Raw genomic sequence first — 15,486 nt, 5'->3', positions numbered from 1 at the left:
TTTGCCTGCTTTTTTATTAAGGTTAACCCGATAAAGGCTCTAGCCGTCGTTGTCCCGATAATCACTTCCAGGCATAGCCACTGAACTCAATACTTTTAAATTTAAAGAGGGTTTGATAAATTTTGATGGGTAGTAGATTTAATGATTCATGATCTTTTACTCTAATAATCTAATTTCGTTCTTTTAAACAGTTCAGGTAAATATAATTACCTACTTTCCTGCCTTGGGTTTCGCCTTGCATAACGGCATTTCTAAAGTGGAAACCTACATAAATTCTCGAAAGCGAAACTTCCCTTGCCGCATCAGAAAAATTTGTAAAGCTGCGGGTAACACCGGGAAGGGCATTACTGCTGCAAGAAAAAGCCATAGCATCCGTGTTAAAAAAGTTTTTTAAAACTTCTGCTGCTGCACCGCCGTCAAGCGCGTGGTTTGACGGATAATCGGGTACCGGCGGTGTTGGCGGCGATAACAAGTTCCAGGCCGCATCGCCTGCTGTGTTGGGATTGCCATCCGTTTCGGCCAGCCTTACCGCAGTTATCGGCCTCCAAAATTTGTAATAAAATTTACCGTCAAAAGCACTGATGTTAGCATCGGCTTCTGCCATTTGCAGCAAAGCCAGCAGCCGTGCTGCCTTCCATCCGTTCAAGTGTTTCTGTAAAATTAGCGTGCGGGCAATCCGGTTCCAGCTTAGCGGAATATTGTCCAGCCAGAACAAGCCAATTTGTGTCTGATCTGTACTGCGTGCGGTACAGCCCATACAGCCCAGGGTTTTGATCTCATTAAAATCAGCTGTATAAGCATCGCTGTTAATGGCGTAGGGTGCCGGCGCTCTAAACTGATCTGCAGAAGTAACACTAAACGTTTTCACTTTCCCCCAGCCTGGCAAAACAACCAATCCGTTGTAAGGCGGCATATCAAATGGTGGCGTAGCACGGTACTCTCCCGGCAGAATACCCGGGGTAAAGGGATATTGCGCAGTCATAGAACCATCGTTTGCTCGTTTGTCCAGCATCGCTTTTGCTGCCGCCTTGCCAATTGCTATTCCTTTTTCCCTTCCTGTAGTTAGATCTGCTAAACTGCTGTTCAGCAAACTATCCGTTGTTGTTTGCTGAACAGGAAACAGCGCTAACATCACATCATGAGCAGCCTGTGCAACCGCCGCATCCGGACTAGCTTCGCTGTCGCTTGAGGTAATTGAAGTGTAGGTGTCGTATTTTGGAACAATAGCGTTCAATGCATCGTGCATAGCCAGGTTAATCATGGCATATATGCGTGATTCGGGCATCGGTTGTATACCGGTGGTTTTGGCAACTGCCTTAGTCCCGGCTTCGTTCCATTTTAGTACCATCCCGGCACTGTAAGTTTCGGTAATGTCGGGTGTTGCTGGTTGGTCTTTTTTGCAGGATAACATGCTGATCATTGTAGTACACAAGAGATAAAATATTGGCTTTTTCATATGTTGATGGGTTGATTTACGCTAAACATAAATGGAATATCTATCCCCAATTTAAATAGTAGCTATTTACCCACAGTTTACCGACCGACGGCTGATTATAGTAGACGAACCGCATATCCTTATGTTTACCTGTTATTTGTTTGCGAAATCATGCTGTATGACTTCAATTAATGGCCGATGATATTTATCCGCTTAAATTGGGTAACTTTAGATAGATATGCATATCAGTGATAACAAATTGGACTATAAAGCTTTGGTGCGGAGATTTTTACTTCACCTACTCTTTTGGGTCCTGATCGTGACCTATTTTGCCTGGGGTTTCGGGTTTAACCTTAATTATAAAAAATCGTTTTTAAACGCATTGTTTTACCTGCCGGGCCACATGTTCATCGTGTACGTATCTTTGTATTTGCTGGTTCCCCGTTATCTTATTACACGAAAGTTCCTTCACTTTTTTGGCGGATTGTTTTTAACAGTGGCTTGCTGCACTGCTTATGCAAGGGCGATGCAGCTCACCCTGGGGGCTAAAAGTAGCCCGGGAGATTTTACCATGACCACGGGCAGGGCTATTCTTCCTTTCTTTCATGTTGGCGGTATCGCCATTTCTATTAAGTTATTAAGCTATTGGTACAAACAAAAGCAGCAAACCATAGCGGCGGAACAGCAGCGAACTATAGCTGAACTGCAATTATTAAAGTCACAGCTTCATCCTCACTTTTTATTTAATACGTTAAATAATTTATATAGCCATACACTGGAACAATCGCCAAAGGCACCAGAAATTGTGTTAAAGCTTTCTGCGTTGCTCCGGTTTATGATCTACGAAAGTTCAGATCGTATAGAACTGGAAAAGGAAATTATGCTGATGGAGCACTACATCTCGCTGGAAAAATTAAGGTACGGCGAAAGGCTGGATGTATCTACAGTAATTACTGGCGATACAAACGTGCATCAAATTGCACCTTTATTATTGCTTCCGTTTTTGGAGAATGCATTTAAACACGGCACCAGTAAACAACTTGATCAATGTTGGATAAGCCTCACAATGTCGGTTAATGAGGGTTTACTGTATTTTAAACTGGTAAATAGTGTTGACCGTGAGCAAGAACCAGCTAATTACAAAACAGGTGGTTTGGGCTTGCAAAATGTAAAGCGCCGGCTCGACCTGTTATATAACGGCCTTTATCATCTGGACATGTTGATGAAAGATGAGGTTTACGTGGTAAACCTTGAAATAAAGTTATCGGAATCACCAGCAAATGAAGCCCTTGAATATGCTATAGCAAAAAAAGAAGCGGTATGAAGTGGAAATGCTTGATTGTAGACGATGAGCCGCCTGCAATAAAAATCATCAGAAGTTACGCGGAAATGGTAGAGCAGCTGGAAGTTACAGGCAGCTGTTCAAACGCGTTACAGGCTATAGAATTTTTAAAATCTAATAAAGTTGATTTGCTTTTTCTGGATATACAAATGCCTAAATTATTGGGCACCAGCTTTCTGAAAACCTTACAACATCCCCCCCAAGTGATTTTTACCACTGCTTACAAAGAATTTGCTACTGACGCTTTTGACCTGGATGCGGTTGATTACTTATTGAAACCCATCTCATTTGAGCGTTTTTTAAAGGCTATAAACAAAGTAACCAGCACAAATAATGTCCGGCCTGTAACGGAACCTCAGCCAATGCAAGGCTTTTTATACTTCCGGGCAGAAAGGAAAATGATAAAAGTATTCCTGTCAGACATAGTGTATGTCGAGAGCTTAAAGGATTATATCCGAATATATCGATCAGGTGATAGCCCTTTGATGGTAAAGCAATCCATTTCAACATTGGAGGCAATGCTGCCTAATAAGATGTTTATCAGGATACACCGATCTTTTATTGTCTCCGTTGATAAGATCACGGCCTATACCAATCAAGATGTAGAGATCGGGGAATATGAAATTCCCATTGGCAGGCAATACTCGGGCGTTTTAAAGGATTCACAGTCTAAAGGATGAACGGAATTAATATATAAAATACTTTACTAAGCTGCAACCCCAGATGGCCCTTAGCTAAACAACTAACTTTTGACTAGCAATTAGCTTGTTTTACTAAATATTTTTTCTAAGTCATAAGGCTATTTTTGACACATAAGTCTCTATAGGAATTGCACGGAATTGCTCCCAGAATGGGCTAGAACACTTTACGCTAAACCGGATATCTCTTTCAAATTATATATGAAGTAGTTCGAGTCCACTCTCGGGAAGTTACTTTATTGGAGATTGATTTTGGTATTAAGCCACTATAACGATATTCATAAACTAAGTTTTAGAATTGCTATTCTCTTTTATCACGTCGAGCATAATAATACGATGTTTTACTGCCCAATCGCGAAGTTGTATGATAATAGGCGCGCAACTGCTGCCATGTTCAGAATGAGAATAAAGCACTGAATTTGCTGCCAGTGAACTTCTTTCTACTACAATAAGCCTGTTATGTTCAAGGTACCGCAATTCTCTAATTAATACCCGCGAAGTGACAGGATTTAAGTCCGCCTTGAGGTCCGAGAATCGTTTAGGGCTTCCGCAAAGTGAAGCCATAATAGCACCACGCCAGCGACCTCCTATCAGTTCCAATGCATCCTGAACATCACGATGAAAAATATGTTTTTCTTTGTCTCTCATATCTTTGGTATCCTCAAAGATACCATAATCCTGCAACTAATAAGGATTGTTAATGTTACTTAGATATTATTAAAATGAAAATGATGGATAATAGACCATTTGAACTAGAGCAAGTTTATGATGCTCCCATTGAAGAAGTCTGGAGAATACTTACTGATGAAGACGATATGAAAGAATGGTATTTTCCTCAGTTAAAAAAATTTAAGCCTGTCGTCAGCTACAAATTTGATTTTACCGACGATGGTTCAGATTATAAAAAAGAATGGCAGGTTACTAAAATTGATGAGGGACGAAAATTAGGGCATAGCTGGATTTACAAGGATTACCCAGGCAGTTCAGAGGTAACATTTGAATTGTTTCCGGTAGGCAATAAAACCAGACTTAAGCTTACCCATACAGGCTTGGCAAGCTTTCCAGATGATCCGCACTTTGCAAGACGCAGGTTTGAAGATGGCTGGAAGCAGATCATCGGGAGCAACCTGAAAAATTACCTTAAAAATCAAACTAGTTAGTTATTTAACTTCCATAATCGCAAATAAAACATATGAAAACATCAGAAAACACCATTTTGATTACCGGAGCAGCCAGTGGTATTGGATTAGAAATCGCCAAGTTGTTTAGCCAAAAAAATAATAAGATTATCATGGCGGATAGGTCAATTGACCAACTTAAAATTGAAGCGTCAAAATTGGAAAACGCTGTAGCAATTGCTGTAGACTTGACTGACGAAAATGATATGAATAAACTCATTCAAACGATAAAGCTAAATTTTAGCGACTTGAATATTGCTATACTCAATGCTGGCGCAGCTAATGACTATTCGCTTTATAGCACAGAGTATGACCTGGAATATGCGAAGTCGGAAATTCACACAAACTACATCGCAAATGTTAGGCTAACCCATGCTTTAGAACCATTATTAAGTACCAAAACGGAAGCCGCATTTGTGGTTACTACATCCGGGCTCGCATTTGTTCCAAACCTGAATTACCCAACCTACAGTGCTACCAAGGCCGCACTACATTCATTCGCCCTGGCATCGCGGCTGGCGCTGAAAAGAAAGGGGTCAAAAATTAAGTTTTTTTGATTTGATGCCGCCGTTAACTGAAACGCCCTTAGCGAAAGGATTAGATGCGCCTAAAATTACCGCAGCTGAGGTGGCATCCTGGTTTATCGACAGCTTTGAAAAAGATGAATTAGAAATACATGTAGGAGATACCAAAAAAATATATCAGCTGTTTCTGAGGTCTCCAGAGGAAGCTTTTATGGCGGTGAATCCCTAAAAATGAAATACCTAGTTCTTCGATTAAACCGCTTGCAAATAGTTTAAAATTTTCAGTTGTTCCAGTATATGGTTCGAATTATGTCTGGGGACTTTTCAATTTCTTACAATAAGTGGTTTATTTTTAAAGTCAAATACTATTTTTTATCTTTAATGAAAACACCTACTCATGAAAATTTATAAATTTATTTCAATCGTATTGATTTGCGCAAGCCCAATGGTTTTAATGGGGCAGGCCAAACCAGAGAATACCGATATGACTATAATGCTGGACTTATCCCGTCCTGGCGAAATGCATGAAATATTATCGCAGCTAATCGGGACCTGGCGATTTCAGGATAAAAAATTAGCTTTTGTAAAAGGTACACTGACCCGTAATTCAATATACAATGATCGCTTTTTCAATGTAGAAATCACTGGCGGTAAACTTCAATTACCTATCCGTAGCGGGATGAAGGAAGATAATTATCATAGCTTCCAATTAGAGGGATACGACAACGTTAAAAAGCAGTTTATCACGATCTCGATAAACAATCACATAGGAAGTGATATTCAGGAGCAAACAGGTAATTACGATGCTGCAAAAAAGCAATTGAGTTATGAGTGGGAAAGTAGCATTCTCCCGGATAAAAAAATGAGAAATCGAAGAATAATAACTTTTGTTGATGGGAATCACTATATTGAGGAGTACTTCGAATTTAATAAAGGAACTTTCGAAAAGGTGAGAGAACTAGATTACATAAAGTAAAAAAGTTTGACAATGGCTGTCAGCAAACACTAGTTGATTTTAATATAATGTAATTTAAAAGGAAAGTTGGCAAGCCCCCTACCAAAGCAAAAATACTTCATGCTAAACTTTATAATCAATGGGTAGAGCGGGTTCATGCCATGAAAACTCTAAATTTCTGACGGCTTTCAATACTGGGTAAGTGAGGGAAATTACACGATTTTTGCATTACATGGTTAATTGTGCCTTCCACAATTGATTTTGTGTTTGGAATATGACACCAATAACTGTTAAAGAGAAAAAGAGTAGGGGATAATCCTCAGGGGGTCACTTGATATATCATAAATAGGCTAAATATTACGATATGTAGGCATGAACTACAATTACAGGCCCACAAGAACCCGAAGATGGGCATAATGAGGCGAATGTGCCATTACTGTTTATTTAGCTTACGGCCCGCGTGCAACTACTTTACCAAACTGGCTACAAAGCTCTACAAAAGTTAGCGGCCAACTTGGTACTAACAACCCCAAAACTAATTTCCTGAATATTTACAAAAAGATGATGTGCAGGGTACGGTAACATTCGGTGGAAAATGTTGGGCTTGGCAGCCGGGGCGCTTTGTCAGTACTTTTTAATGGTGCTGGAAAAGTAAACCTGCACCGGCATTAGATTATTGGGGGCATCCGATGCGGGTGCCCTTAAATATTGGTTGATTCCTATAAAGCCATGCTCCGGGATCGAGGTTTGCATTGGCCGGTAATAAGAAAGCCCCGGTTAGAAACCGAGGCTGATCCGAAAGGGTGGGTTAGTCAATAGTTACTTACTTATACGCTAAACATTCAAAATTTGTTGTGAGTCCAAAAAAAAACTCTTCGGAATCTGAATTCCAAAGAGTTAACTATTGACTAAAGAACACCCCTGCTCTTTAGTATATACAAGTAACATTAAAACTACGGATAAGTTTGCTACGAAATGTAACGCAAATATATTCAATTACGTGACAGGAGGCACCTTAGAGATTGAATGATTTAAATTGCAGCGTACTTCTGTTTAAGAGCAGCCATATCCTGGCTTACTTTTAAATCCAATATTTTAGCGTAATGCTGAGTGGTTTTAATACTGGTATGGCCTAACATTTTGCTAACCGTTTCTATTGGAACATTATTAGATAAAGTAACAGTTGTTGCGAAAGTGTGCCTTGCCAAATGAAATGTTAGATGCTTAAAGACATCCGATAAGTCTGCTATCTCCTTTAAGTAAGCGTTCATCTTTTGGTTGCTCAAAACCGGCAATAATAAGCCCTGATTTTCACATTGCGGGTGATCCTGATATCGGTTCAAAATTTCTAATGCTACAGGTAAGAGCGGTATCCTTGAAGAAGTATCTGTTTTTTGCCTGCTTGTAAATATCCATTGGCCACCGTCCATGCCTATACCTATCTCGTTTCTTCTTAGTTTTTTAACATCAGCATAGGATAATCCGGTATAGCAGCAAAAAACAAAAACATCCCGTACCTGTGTTAAACGTTCAACAACAAATTTTTTACTGGTGATGGCATCCAGTTCTTGTTGTGTTAAATAAATGCGCTCTTTGGCTTTTGCAGTAGATTTGAAATTGATAAACGGGTTCTGTTTTAGCCAATTGTTTGCAATACAGTGATTGACGATTTTTTTCAAATGCTTTATGTATTTGGCTGCCGATACCCCACTAATTTTACATTCGGCTTTTAGATAAAATTCAAACCCGGCAATAAACGCATGATTTAATCGGTTGATTTCTATATCGGTTTTACCATATTCCTTCTGTAAATAAGCTATGAGGTGTTTCTCGGAAGTGTTATACCCTTTCAATGTGTTGACCTCAAACCCATTTCCTATCAGAGCCTTTACTTTCGAGTTATGCTCATTGAATAATTGCATCAGGAAGTGGTTCTTTTGATTCTTTCCGGCAAATTCGTTGTGAAGGCTTTCAGTTGTTACCTGCTGGTTCGTATCAATTAATGCCTGTTGTGCATTCCGAAGTTTGGTTTGCAGGCTGTCTAGATAATTGTTAAGTGACTTGATTTCTTCTTTGGATCCAATTGCACGCCCCGCTTGGTTGTTCCATTTGACCGGATCACAATCGCGCCCTACTGATATATCTGCGCGTTTGCCACTAACGGTGATGCGCATGTAGATGGGCATTGCACCCCCTTTGTAGTTTTTTTGCTTTCTGATGTAGAAAAGCAGATGGAAATTACTCATAATTACAAGCTTAAAAAGTTAAACAAAAGTAAGTTTGTAGTCTGCTTTTATCAAGATGTTCACTCGCTGAACAGGTTGACAGTCAATTAATTATAAGCAATTCGGTGCGTAGTTATTTTCCACTTAGTTACGCACCGAATTACGCTCATTTTTGTTGCGTTTTGGTGCATAATATGGAGTTTTGATGCCAACAAAAAACCCTGTAAACTTTTGATTTGCAGGGTTTTAGCACCTTTTGGTATTGTTTTTTGTAGCCCGTAGGGGAATCGAACCCCTGTTTCTAGAATGAAAATCTAACGTCCTAACCCCTAGACGAACGGGCCATTTTAATGGCTCTAAATCGGTTATATTTGATTTAGTTCCCCTTATTTTGGGAATGCAAAGATAAACGTTTCCTTAGAAATTAAAAATAAAATTTAAGAAAAAATTTCAGAAAGGTTTTTCGCCCTTTTGCGACTAACAACTATTAGTACATCAAATTAGAATACGGCAAACAAAAAACCTGTTTGGCTATTTATAAATTCAATACTTATAAAGTACCTTTATACAAACACTTAAGCCTTATGAAAGCCGTTTGGAACAACCAGATCATTGCCGAAAGCAATGACACCATTGTAGTTGAAAACAACCATTACTTCCCCAAGGATAGTGTAAAGTCCGAATTTTTGAGGGAATGCAGCACTCACACTACCTGCCCGTGGAAAGGCATCGCATCATATTTCACCATTGAGGTAGATGGCCAACAAAATAACGACGCGGCCTGGTATTACCCCGAGCCAAAGCCGGCGGCAGCCAACATAACCAATTACGTAGCCTTTTGGAAAGGTGTTAAAATAACCGAATAATGAAGGAATACGATTGTATAGTAATAGGATCCGGCCAGGCCGGTATGCCATTGGCTAAAAAGATGGCAGCTGCCGGCAAAAAAACATTGCTGATAGAGAAGCGCTTTATTGGCGGCACTTGTGTTAACGATGGTTGCACCCCCACTAAAACCATGGTAGCCAGCGCTCGTTTAGCTTATTTGGCGGGCAAGTGCAACGAGATGGGCATAACCATAAAGGGTTACAAGGTGGATATGCGTCAAATAAAAAAGCATAAGGACGCTATCGTCATGAAATCGCGCAATGGCGGGCAGGCGGCGGTGGAAAAAACGCCAAACCTCGATCTGCTTTTTGGCGACGCTACTTTCATCGATAAAAAAACCATCAGCGTAAAGCCAAATAAACCCGGCAAATCGAAAGAGTTTAAAGCCGAACAGATCTTTATCAATACCGGCACAAAAACCCTTATCCCCGATGATATTGAGGGACTGGATGAGATAGAGTACCTCACTTCAACCACTATTCTCGATCTGGAGAAAGTGCCTGAACATTTGCTTATCATCGGCGGCAACTACATCGGGCTCGAGTTTGGGCAGATGTTCCGCAGGTTTGGTAGCAAGGTTACCATACTGGAACGGTCGGCAAGGCTATTATCCCGCGAGGATGAGGATATTTCTGCCGAGATCACTAAGATCCTGGTAGAAGAGGATATCACCATCCATCCTAAAGCAAAAACCACAAAACTTAAAGCAAAGGCCAAAGGCAAAATAACCGCTACGATTGATATAGACGGTAAGGAGCAGAAGATAAAATGCAGCCACGTGTTGATAGCTATCGGCCGTGCGCCGCAAACAGATACGCTTGGGTTGGATGCCACCGGCGTTAAAATAGATGAAAAGGGTTACATCAAAGTAAACAGCAAGCTGGAAACCAATATTAAAGGTATTTACGCCCTTGGCGATGTAAAAGGAGGCCCAGCGTTTACGCATATTTCTTATAACGATTATACCATTGTTTACCGTAATCTCATCGAAAAGCAAAACCTGAATATCAACAACAGGCCTGTGCCCTACTGTATGTTCACAGACCCGGAACTTGGCCGCGTGGGTATCACCGAAGCGCAGGCAAAAGAGCAGGGCTTAAATTACAAAGTGGCTACCCTGCCCATGGCACATGTTGCCCGCGCTATCGAAACCGGCGATACCCGCGGTATGATGAAAGCGGTGGTAGATACAAAAACTAAAAAGATCTTAGGCGTGGCGGTAGTTGGTACCGAAGGCGGCGAGATTATGACCGTATTGCAGATGGCTATGGAAGGCGGCATCACTTACGACAGGATCCGTTATTGCGTATTCGCGCATCCTACTTATTCCGAGTCGCTCAATAATTTATTCATGACTTTGGAGGATTAACGCCCGCTATGATAAAAGTTGAGCATCTTGTAAAAACCTTCGGCACAACAAAAGCTGTTGATGATATTTCTTTTGAGGTGAACGAGGGCGAAAACATGGTGCTTTTGGGTACCAGCGGCTGCGGCAAAACCACTACTTTAAAGATGCTTAACCGGTTGATTGAACCCGACAGCGGGACCATCAATATCAATGGTAACAATATACAGGCCCAGCCGGCCCAAATTTTACGCCGAAGCATTGGCTACGTACTCCAAAACAACGGCCTGTTTCCGCACTATACCGTTGCCGAAAATATCGCCATTGTGCCCAACCTGCTCAAATGGGATAAAGCCAAAACCCAAAAGCGCGTTGATGAACTGCTCGAAAAACTCCACCTCGATAAAAACTACCTCAACGTTTATCCTAACGAACTTAGCGGCGGCCAGCAACAACGCATAGGCCTGGCAAGGGCATTGGTTGCCGACCCGCCCGTGTTATTGATGGATGAACCCTTTGGCGCGCTGGATAACGTTACCCGGTCCAAGATCCATGGTGAGTTTTTAGCTTTGGATGAACTGAAGCGCAAAACCATTATCATGGTAACGCACGATGTGCAGGAAGCTTTTGAATTGGCCCACCGGATTGCCCTGATGGATAAAGGCAAAATTGTACAAATAGGCTCACCGGCCGAGCTTTTATTTAACCCGGCGAATGATTTTGTCCGCGACTTTCTGAAGGAGCAGCACTTGCAACTGGAGTTTAAAACCATCAAATTGAGTGATATTTGGGGACACCTACCCGAAAGCGGTAAAAAAATAAACACCTCTCTGCTTTCGGCCTCGGCAGATGTTTGGCAGGCTTTGGAGAATTTTAAGTTTTATCCCCAGGAAAATATCAATATTCTCAACCAGCGAAATAAAGAAGTAAAGTCCATCACGTTCGACCAGTTGATGGCTGCATTTTCAAAATATAAAAACCACCAATCCCATGAATGAGCATCAGCAAACTTTGTGGGAATTTATGCAGCAACAAGCCGATAAACTTGGTGTGCAAACCATGCAGCACATCGGGCTTACGTTTATATCGCTGTTTATAGCTGTGCTTATAGGCTTGCCTTTGGGCATTTACATCACCCGCAAAAAGCAATTATCGGGTGTTGTGTTGGGCATCGCCGGCATCCTGCAAACTATCCCAAGCATTGCGTTGCTTGGCTTCATGATCCCGGTTTTGGGTATTGGGGCAAAACCGGCTATCGTGGCCCTGCTGCTTTATGCCTTGCTGCCCATCATCCGCAATACCTACACAGGTATTACCGGCGTTGATGCCACAGTTAAAGAAGCCGCTGTTGCCATGGGCATGAGCAAATGGCAAGTGCTTTTTAAAGTAGAGTTACCGTTGGCTATGCCGGTAATATTAGCGGGCATCCGTACCGCTACAGTTATAAATGTTGGCGTAGCAACGCTGGCATCCTATATTGCCGCAGGCGGCTTGGGCGAGTTCATCTTCGGCGGTATATCGCTTAACAATACCAATATGATACTGGCGGGTGCTATCCCGGCAGCTATGTTGGCTATCCTGTTCGATTTCTTGCTATCGCGATTGCAAAAACTAAACTTTAAAAAAATAAAAGGCGTGGTAAAAATCGCTCCGGTGATGTTGATCTTATTATCCTGCCTGTACTTTATCCCATCAGCCTATGGCAGCAAACTAACCGCGGGTTTTACGCCCGAATTTATGGGTCGGCAGGACGGTAACCTTGGCCTCATCAGCAAATACGGGTTAAAAATCCACACCATAGTAATAAATGATGCGGTTATGTATAAGGCCGCCCAAGAAAAAGAATTGGACGTGATAAGCGGCTACAGCACCGATGGCCGTTTAAAGGCTTACGACCTGGTGGTTTTAGATGACGATAAAAAGATCTTCCCGCCGTATTATGCCGCGCCAATTGTGCGTGAGGATGCCCTGCGCAAATTTCCTGAATTGGAAAAAACGCTAAACTTATTAGCCGGTACAATTACTGACTCGGTAATGACCGAATTAAACTACCGTACTGATTACCTTCACCAAACGCCGGAACGGGTAGCGAAGGATTTTCTGGTATCGAAAAAACTTTACAAGCCAGAGCGTGGCGGTAACGAAGGTGTGGTGCGCATCGGCTCAAAAATATTTGGCGAGCAGTATATTTTGGCGAGTATATACACTATGCTGATTAAAGGATATACCAATTACAACGTTGCGACTAAAACGGGCCTAGGTGGCACCAAAATAGTATTTGATGCCATGACGAATGACCAGATAGATTTTTACCCTGAATACACCGGTACCGGCCTGCTGGCAATTTTACAGGCATCGCCAAAAACGGTTAGCCGGCTGCAGGTAAGTAAGGATAGTACTTATAATTACGTGCAGCAGGAGTTTGCAAAGCGCTACCAAATAAAGTGGTTAAAGCCCATTGGGTTTAATAACGCCTATGCATTAATGATGCGGCAAAAGCAGGCAAATGACCTGCACATTAAAACAATTTCGGACCTTAAGGGGTATTTGGAAAGTAAGTAGTTATGATTGATTTAGCCGACTGTTATAAAAATGTACGCCAGCGTACCGAAGCGATTTGCGAACCTTTGCAAACCGAAGATTATGTGGTACAGCCCGTGGGTGATGTTAGCCCGCCTAAGTGGCATATTGGGCACACCACCTGGTTTTTTGAAACCTTTATCCTGAAACCTTATTTTGCCGAATATCAGGAATTTGACCCTAATTATAATTACGTTTTTAACAGCTATTACGAAACCGTTGGCAACCGCGTTATCCGTACGGACAGAGGCAATTTGAGCCGCCCCACAGTTATCGACGTAAAGCGTTACCGCAAGTATGTAGATGATGCCATGTACAACTTTTTGGCCTGTGGCGATATTAGCGATGATGTTAGAGATCTGTTGATCCTTGGTTTTAACCATGAGGAACAACACCAGGAATTGTTATTAACCGATATAAAATTCATACTGGGTAATAACCCGCTGTTCCCTGCGTACTCACATGATTACATTTCGCCAAAATCCGAAAAAACAGGCGTGCCATTTATAAAATTAGAAGAGGGTATTTACGAGATAGGTTTTGAAGGCGAAGGTTTTGCTTTTGATAACGAACTGAACCGCCATAAGGTTTATCTGAATGCTTTTGAGATAGGTCCCGACCTGGTTACCAATGCCGAGTACCTGGAGTTTATGAATGATGGCGGCTATCACGATTTCCGCCACTGGCATGCGGCAGGCTGGGATTGGGTAAATACCAATAAGGCGGAAGCGCCCATGTACTGGCACAACATTGATGGCGAATGGCATAACTACACCTATCATGGTTTAGAAAAGCTAAGCCTGCACGAGCCCGCGCGCCATATGAGTTATTACGAGGCTTATGCCTACGCATCATGGAAAGGCATGCGCCTGCCAACCGAGTTTGAATGGGAAGCATCGGCAAACCTATTTAAATGGGGCAAGTGCTGGGAATGGACAGAGAGTGCTTACCTGCCTTACCCTGGTTTCGCGAAGGCACCCGGCGCTATTGGCGAATACAATGGCAAGTTTATGGTTGGGCAAAAGGTGTTACGCGGGGCGTCAGAAGTTACCTCGTTAAACCACAGCCGCATCACTTATCGCAACTTTTTTCAGCCCGAACTGCGCTGGCAATTTACTGGCATACGTCTTGCTAAATAATATCACAATATAACACAAATGGCATCCACCACCACAGCAACGCAACAAACAACGGCAACTACCTTAACCGACGACCAGTTTTACCTGGACGTTGTGGCTGGTTTAACGGCCACTCCAAAGCATCTGGCGTCGAAATATTTTTATGATGCTCAGGGGGATAAAATCTTTCAGGAGTTAATGGCCTGCGAGGAATATTACCCTACCAATTGCGAAATGGAGATCTTCACCGCGCAAACAGCCGAACTTTGCAAGGCCATTATTGCCGATGGTGATGCTTTTGACCTGATTGAGCTTGGCGCCGGGGATGCCACAAAATCCACTCAGTTGCTAAAATATCTAATAGATAACAAAGCGGATTTCACCTACCTGCCGATAGACATATCGGAGAATGTGATTTCTTACCTGAATATCACTTTACCGGTTACCCTGCCGGGCATCAAGATAGAAGGCCTTAACGGCGAGTATTTTGACATGCTACGCAAAGCGGCGGCTATATCTGATAAACGCAAGGTGGTGATGTTCCTGGGATCTAACGTGGGCAATATGCCCGTGGCAGATGCACAGGGCTTTTGCCGGGAGTTACGCAACAACCTGTCCGAAAGAGATATGCTGTTGATCGGTATCGACCTGAAGAAAAATCCGGCTACCGTTTTAGCCGCCTACAACGATAGCGAAGGTATCACCAAACGCTTTAACATAAATTTGTTGGCCCGTATAAACCGCGAACTGGGTGGTGACTTTATTACCCGCCAGTTTGACCACTACGCCACCTATGATCCGGAAACAGGAGCTTGCAAAAGCTACCTCGTTAGCCTTGCCGACCAAAAAGTAAAAATTGGACAGGAAACCATATTGTTCCAAAAGGACGAATACATTTACATGGAGATCTCTCAAAAATACGCTATTGAACAGGTTGATGACATGGCAGCATCAGCGTCGTTTAAACCGTTGCACCAATTTTTTGATAGCAAAAAATGGTTTGTGGATGCTATTTGGAAAGCGGCGTAAGTTCTAAAGGGGGAACTCTGTATATCAACAAATTTCATTATTATTTTCTACAAAGCGGTAGCCTCGATGGGGCAAGTCGTAGTTGTACGTATCAATAGTTTTAATTAATATCATGTGCCGTTAGGGCACAACCGCTTTGTAGCAAGTGAATGGATAATTCTGCGTGCCG

16 protein-coding genes and 1 tRNA gene are annotated in these 15,486 nt (G+C 42.2%); 12 read left to right on the top strand and 5 right to left on the bottom strand.

Annotated elements, in window-relative coordinates; translation table 11 throughout:
• Window positions 1-169 precede the first annotated feature (169 nt).
• Window positions 170-1,456, bottom strand: a complete 1,287-nt coding sequence (locus tag ABIB39_RS03920) for a vanadium-dependent haloperoxidase (protein ID WP_354427490.1) — start codon at window positions 1,454-1,456, stop codon at window positions 170-172.
• 217 nt (window positions 1,457-1,673) lie between these two features.
• Between ABIB39_RS03920 and ABIB39_RS03915 the strand changes: the two genes are divergently transcribed.
• Both ABIB39_RS03915 and ABIB39_RS03910 read left to right on the top strand, forming a co-directional pair.
• On the top strand, window positions 1,674-2,759 hold the full coding sequence (locus ABIB39_RS03915; RefSeq protein WP_354427488.1) for a sensor histidine kinase: 1,086 nt from the start codon (window positions 1,674-1,676) through the stop codon (window positions 2,757-2,759).
• Window positions 2,756-3,457, top strand: coding sequence for a LytR/AlgR family response regulator transcription factor (locus tag ABIB39_RS03910; RefSeq protein ID WP_354427486.1), 702 nt, complete (start codon window positions 2,756-2,758; stop codon window positions 3,455-3,457). Before ABIB39_RS03915 ends, ABIB39_RS03910 begins: the two co-directional genes overlap by 4 nt.
• Before the next feature lie 303 nt (window positions 3,458-3,760).
• Here ABIB39_RS03910 and ABIB39_RS03905 read toward each other — a convergent pair whose 3' ends face one another.
• On the bottom strand, window positions 3,761-4,123 hold the full coding sequence (locus tag ABIB39_RS03905) for a winged helix-turn-helix transcriptional regulator (RefSeq protein WP_354427484.1): 363 nt from the start codon (window positions 4,121-4,123) through the stop codon (window positions 3,761-3,763).
• A 74-nt stretch (window positions 4,124-4,197) separates the two neighbouring features.
• Here ABIB39_RS03905 and ABIB39_RS03900 point away from each other — a divergent pair, with 74 nt between their 5' ends.
• The 4 genes from ABIB39_RS03900 to ABIB39_RS03885 all read left to right on the top strand — a co-directional run bounded on the left by ABIB39_RS03900 (window position 4,198) and on the right by ABIB39_RS03885 (window position 6,153).
• A complete protein-coding gene (locus ABIB39_RS03900; protein ID WP_354427482.1) occupies window positions 4,198-4,635 on the top strand; it encodes an SRPBCC family protein in 438 nt (145 codons plus the stop codon).
• A 32-nt stretch (window positions 4,636-4,667) separates the two neighbouring features.
• Window positions 4,668-5,210, top strand: a complete 543-nt coding sequence (locus ABIB39_RS03895; RefSeq protein WP_354427480.1) for an SDR family NAD(P)-dependent oxidoreductase — start codon at window positions 4,668-4,670, stop codon at window positions 5,208-5,210.
• 4 nt (window positions 5,211-5,214) lie between these two features.
• On the top strand, window positions 5,215-5,406 hold the full coding sequence (locus tag ABIB39_RS03890; protein ID WP_354427478.1) for a hypothetical protein: 192 nt from the start codon (window positions 5,215-5,217) through the stop codon (window positions 5,404-5,406).
• Between the two features lie 168 nt (window positions 5,407-5,574).
• Window positions 5,575-6,153, top strand: coding sequence for a DUF1579 family protein (locus ABIB39_RS03885; RefSeq protein WP_354427476.1), 579 nt, complete (start codon window positions 5,575-5,577; stop codon window positions 6,151-6,153).
• A 603-nt stretch (window positions 6,154-6,756) separates the two neighbouring features.
• Here the strand turns inward: ABIB39_RS03885 and ABIB39_RS03880 are convergent.
• The 3 genes from ABIB39_RS03880 to ABIB39_RS03870 form a co-directional block, all read right to left on the bottom strand.
• A complete protein-coding gene (locus ABIB39_RS03880) occupies window positions 6,757-6,885 on the bottom strand; it encodes a hypothetical protein (RefSeq protein ID WP_354427474.1) in 129 nt (42 codons plus the stop codon).
• A 278-nt stretch (window positions 6,886-7,163) separates the two neighbouring features.
• The gene (locus ABIB39_RS03875) at window positions 7,164-8,378 is read right to left on the bottom strand and encodes a site-specific integrase (protein ID WP_354427473.1); all 1,215 of its coding nucleotides are present in this window, start codon (window positions 8,376-8,378) and stop codon (window positions 7,164-7,166) included.
• A 251-nt stretch (window positions 8,379-8,629) separates the two neighbouring features.
• Window positions 8,630-8,701 (bottom strand) — tRNA-Glu (locus tag ABIB39_RS03870).
• 240 nt (window positions 8,702-8,941) lie between these two features.
• Between ABIB39_RS03870 and ABIB39_RS03865 the strand changes: the two genes are divergently transcribed.
• From ABIB39_RS03865 to ABIB39_RS03840, 6 genes are read left to right on the top strand one after another with little or no spacing between them, the layout of a single operon-like run.
• Window positions 8,942-9,223 (top strand): DUF427 domain-containing protein, encoded by a 282-nt coding sequence (locus ABIB39_RS03865; protein ID WP_354427471.1) that lies wholly within the window; start codon window positions 8,942-8,944, stop codon window positions 9,221-9,223.
• A complete protein-coding gene (locus ABIB39_RS03860) occupies window positions 9,223-10,614 on the top strand; it encodes a mercuric reductase (protein WP_354427469.1) in 1,392 nt (463 codons plus the stop codon). The genes ABIB39_RS03865 and ABIB39_RS03860 overlap by 1 nt, the downstream gene beginning before the upstream one ends.
• An 8-nt stretch (window positions 10,615-10,622) precedes the next feature.
• Window positions 10,623-11,588 carry an ABC transporter ATP-binding protein gene (locus ABIB39_RS03855; RefSeq protein ID WP_354427467.1) on the top strand — a complete coding sequence of 322 codons (966 nt, stop codon included), beginning with the start codon at window positions 10,623-10,625 and terminating at the stop codon, window positions 11,586-11,588.
• Entirely contained in the window at window positions 11,581-13,152 is a 1,572-nt protein-coding gene (locus ABIB39_RS03850) for an ABC transporter permease/substrate-binding protein (protein ID WP_354427465.1), read from the top strand. Before ABIB39_RS03855 ends, ABIB39_RS03850 begins: the two co-directional genes overlap by 8 nt.
• A gap of 2 nt (window positions 13,153-13,154) precedes the next feature.
• Window positions 13,155-14,309 (top strand): ergothioneine biosynthesis protein EgtB, encoded by a 1,155-nt coding sequence (gene egtB / locus ABIB39_RS03845; protein WP_354427463.1) that lies wholly within the window; start codon window positions 13,155-13,157, stop codon window positions 14,307-14,309.
• Between the two features lie 18 nt (window positions 14,310-14,327).
• Complete coding sequence (locus ABIB39_RS03840; protein WP_354427461.1) at window positions 14,328-15,317, top strand: L-histidine N(alpha)-methyltransferase; 990 nt, start codon at window positions 14,328-14,330, stop codon at window positions 15,315-15,317.
• The last annotated feature ends 169 nt before the right edge of the window (window positions 15,318-15,486 follow it).

The organism is Mucilaginibacter sp. UYP27, assembly GCF_040547175.1.
Taxonomy (GTDB): domain Bacteria; phylum Bacteroidota; class Bacteroidia; order Sphingobacteriales; family Sphingobacteriaceae; genus Mucilaginibacter.
This window is presented reverse-complemented; position numbering and strand designations above follow the sequence as displayed.

Coding starts and splice junctions, on each gene's coding strand:
- ABIB39_RS03920 (WP_354427490.1), bottom strand. CDS start 1,456: ATGAAAAAGCCAATATTTTATCTCTTGTGTACTACAATGATCAGCATG.
- ABIB39_RS03915 (WP_354427488.1), top strand. CDS start 1,674: ATGCATATCAGTGATAACAAATTGGACTATAAAGCTTTGGTGCGGAGA.
- ABIB39_RS03910 (WP_354427486.1), top strand. CDS start 2,756: ATGAAGTGGAAATGCTTGATTGTAGACGATGAGCCGCCTGCAATAAAA.
- ABIB39_RS03905 (WP_354427484.1), bottom strand. CDS start 4,123: ATGAGAGACAAAGAAAAACATATTTTTCATCGTGATGTTCAGGATGCA.
- ABIB39_RS03900 (WP_354427482.1), top strand. CDS start 4,198: ATGAAAATGATGGATAATAGACCATTTGAACTAGAGCAAGTTTATGAT.
- ABIB39_RS03895 (WP_354427480.1), top strand. CDS start 4,668: ATGAAAACATCAGAAAACACCATTTTGATTACCGGAGCAGCCAGTGGT.
- ABIB39_RS03890 (WP_354427478.1), top strand. CDS start 5,215: ATGCCGCCGTTAACTGAAACGCCCTTAGCGAAAGGATTAGATGCGCCT.
- ABIB39_RS03885 (WP_354427476.1), top strand. CDS start 5,575: ATGAAAATTTATAAATTTATTTCAATCGTATTGATTTGCGCAAGCCCA.
- ABIB39_RS03880 (WP_354427474.1), bottom strand. CDS start 6,885: ATGCAAACCTCGATCCCGGAGCATGGCTTTATAGGAATCAACCAATAT.
- ABIB39_RS03875 (WP_354427473.1), bottom strand. CDS start 8,378: ATGAGTAATTTCCATCTGCTTTTCTACATCAGAAAGCAAAAAAACTAC.
- ABIB39_RS03865 (WP_354427471.1), top strand. CDS start 8,942: ATGAAAGCCGTTTGGAACAACCAGATCATTGCCGAAAGCAATGACACC.
- ABIB39_RS03860 (WP_354427469.1), top strand. CDS start 9,223: ATGAAGGAATACGATTGTATAGTAATAGGATCCGGCCAGGCCGGTATG.
- ABIB39_RS03855 (WP_354427467.1), top strand. CDS start 10,623: ATGATAAAAGTTGAGCATCTTGTAAAAACCTTCGGCACAACAAAAGCT.
- ABIB39_RS03850 (WP_354427465.1), top strand. CDS start 11,581: ATGAATGAGCATCAGCAAACTTTGTGGGAATTTATGCAGCAACAAGCC.
- egtB (WP_354427463.1), top strand. CDS start 13,155: ATGATTGATTTAGCCGACTGTTATAAAAATGTACGCCAGCGTACCGAA.
- ABIB39_RS03840 (WP_354427461.1), top strand. CDS start 14,328: ATGGCATCCACCACCACAGCAACGCAACAAACAACGGCAACTACCTTA.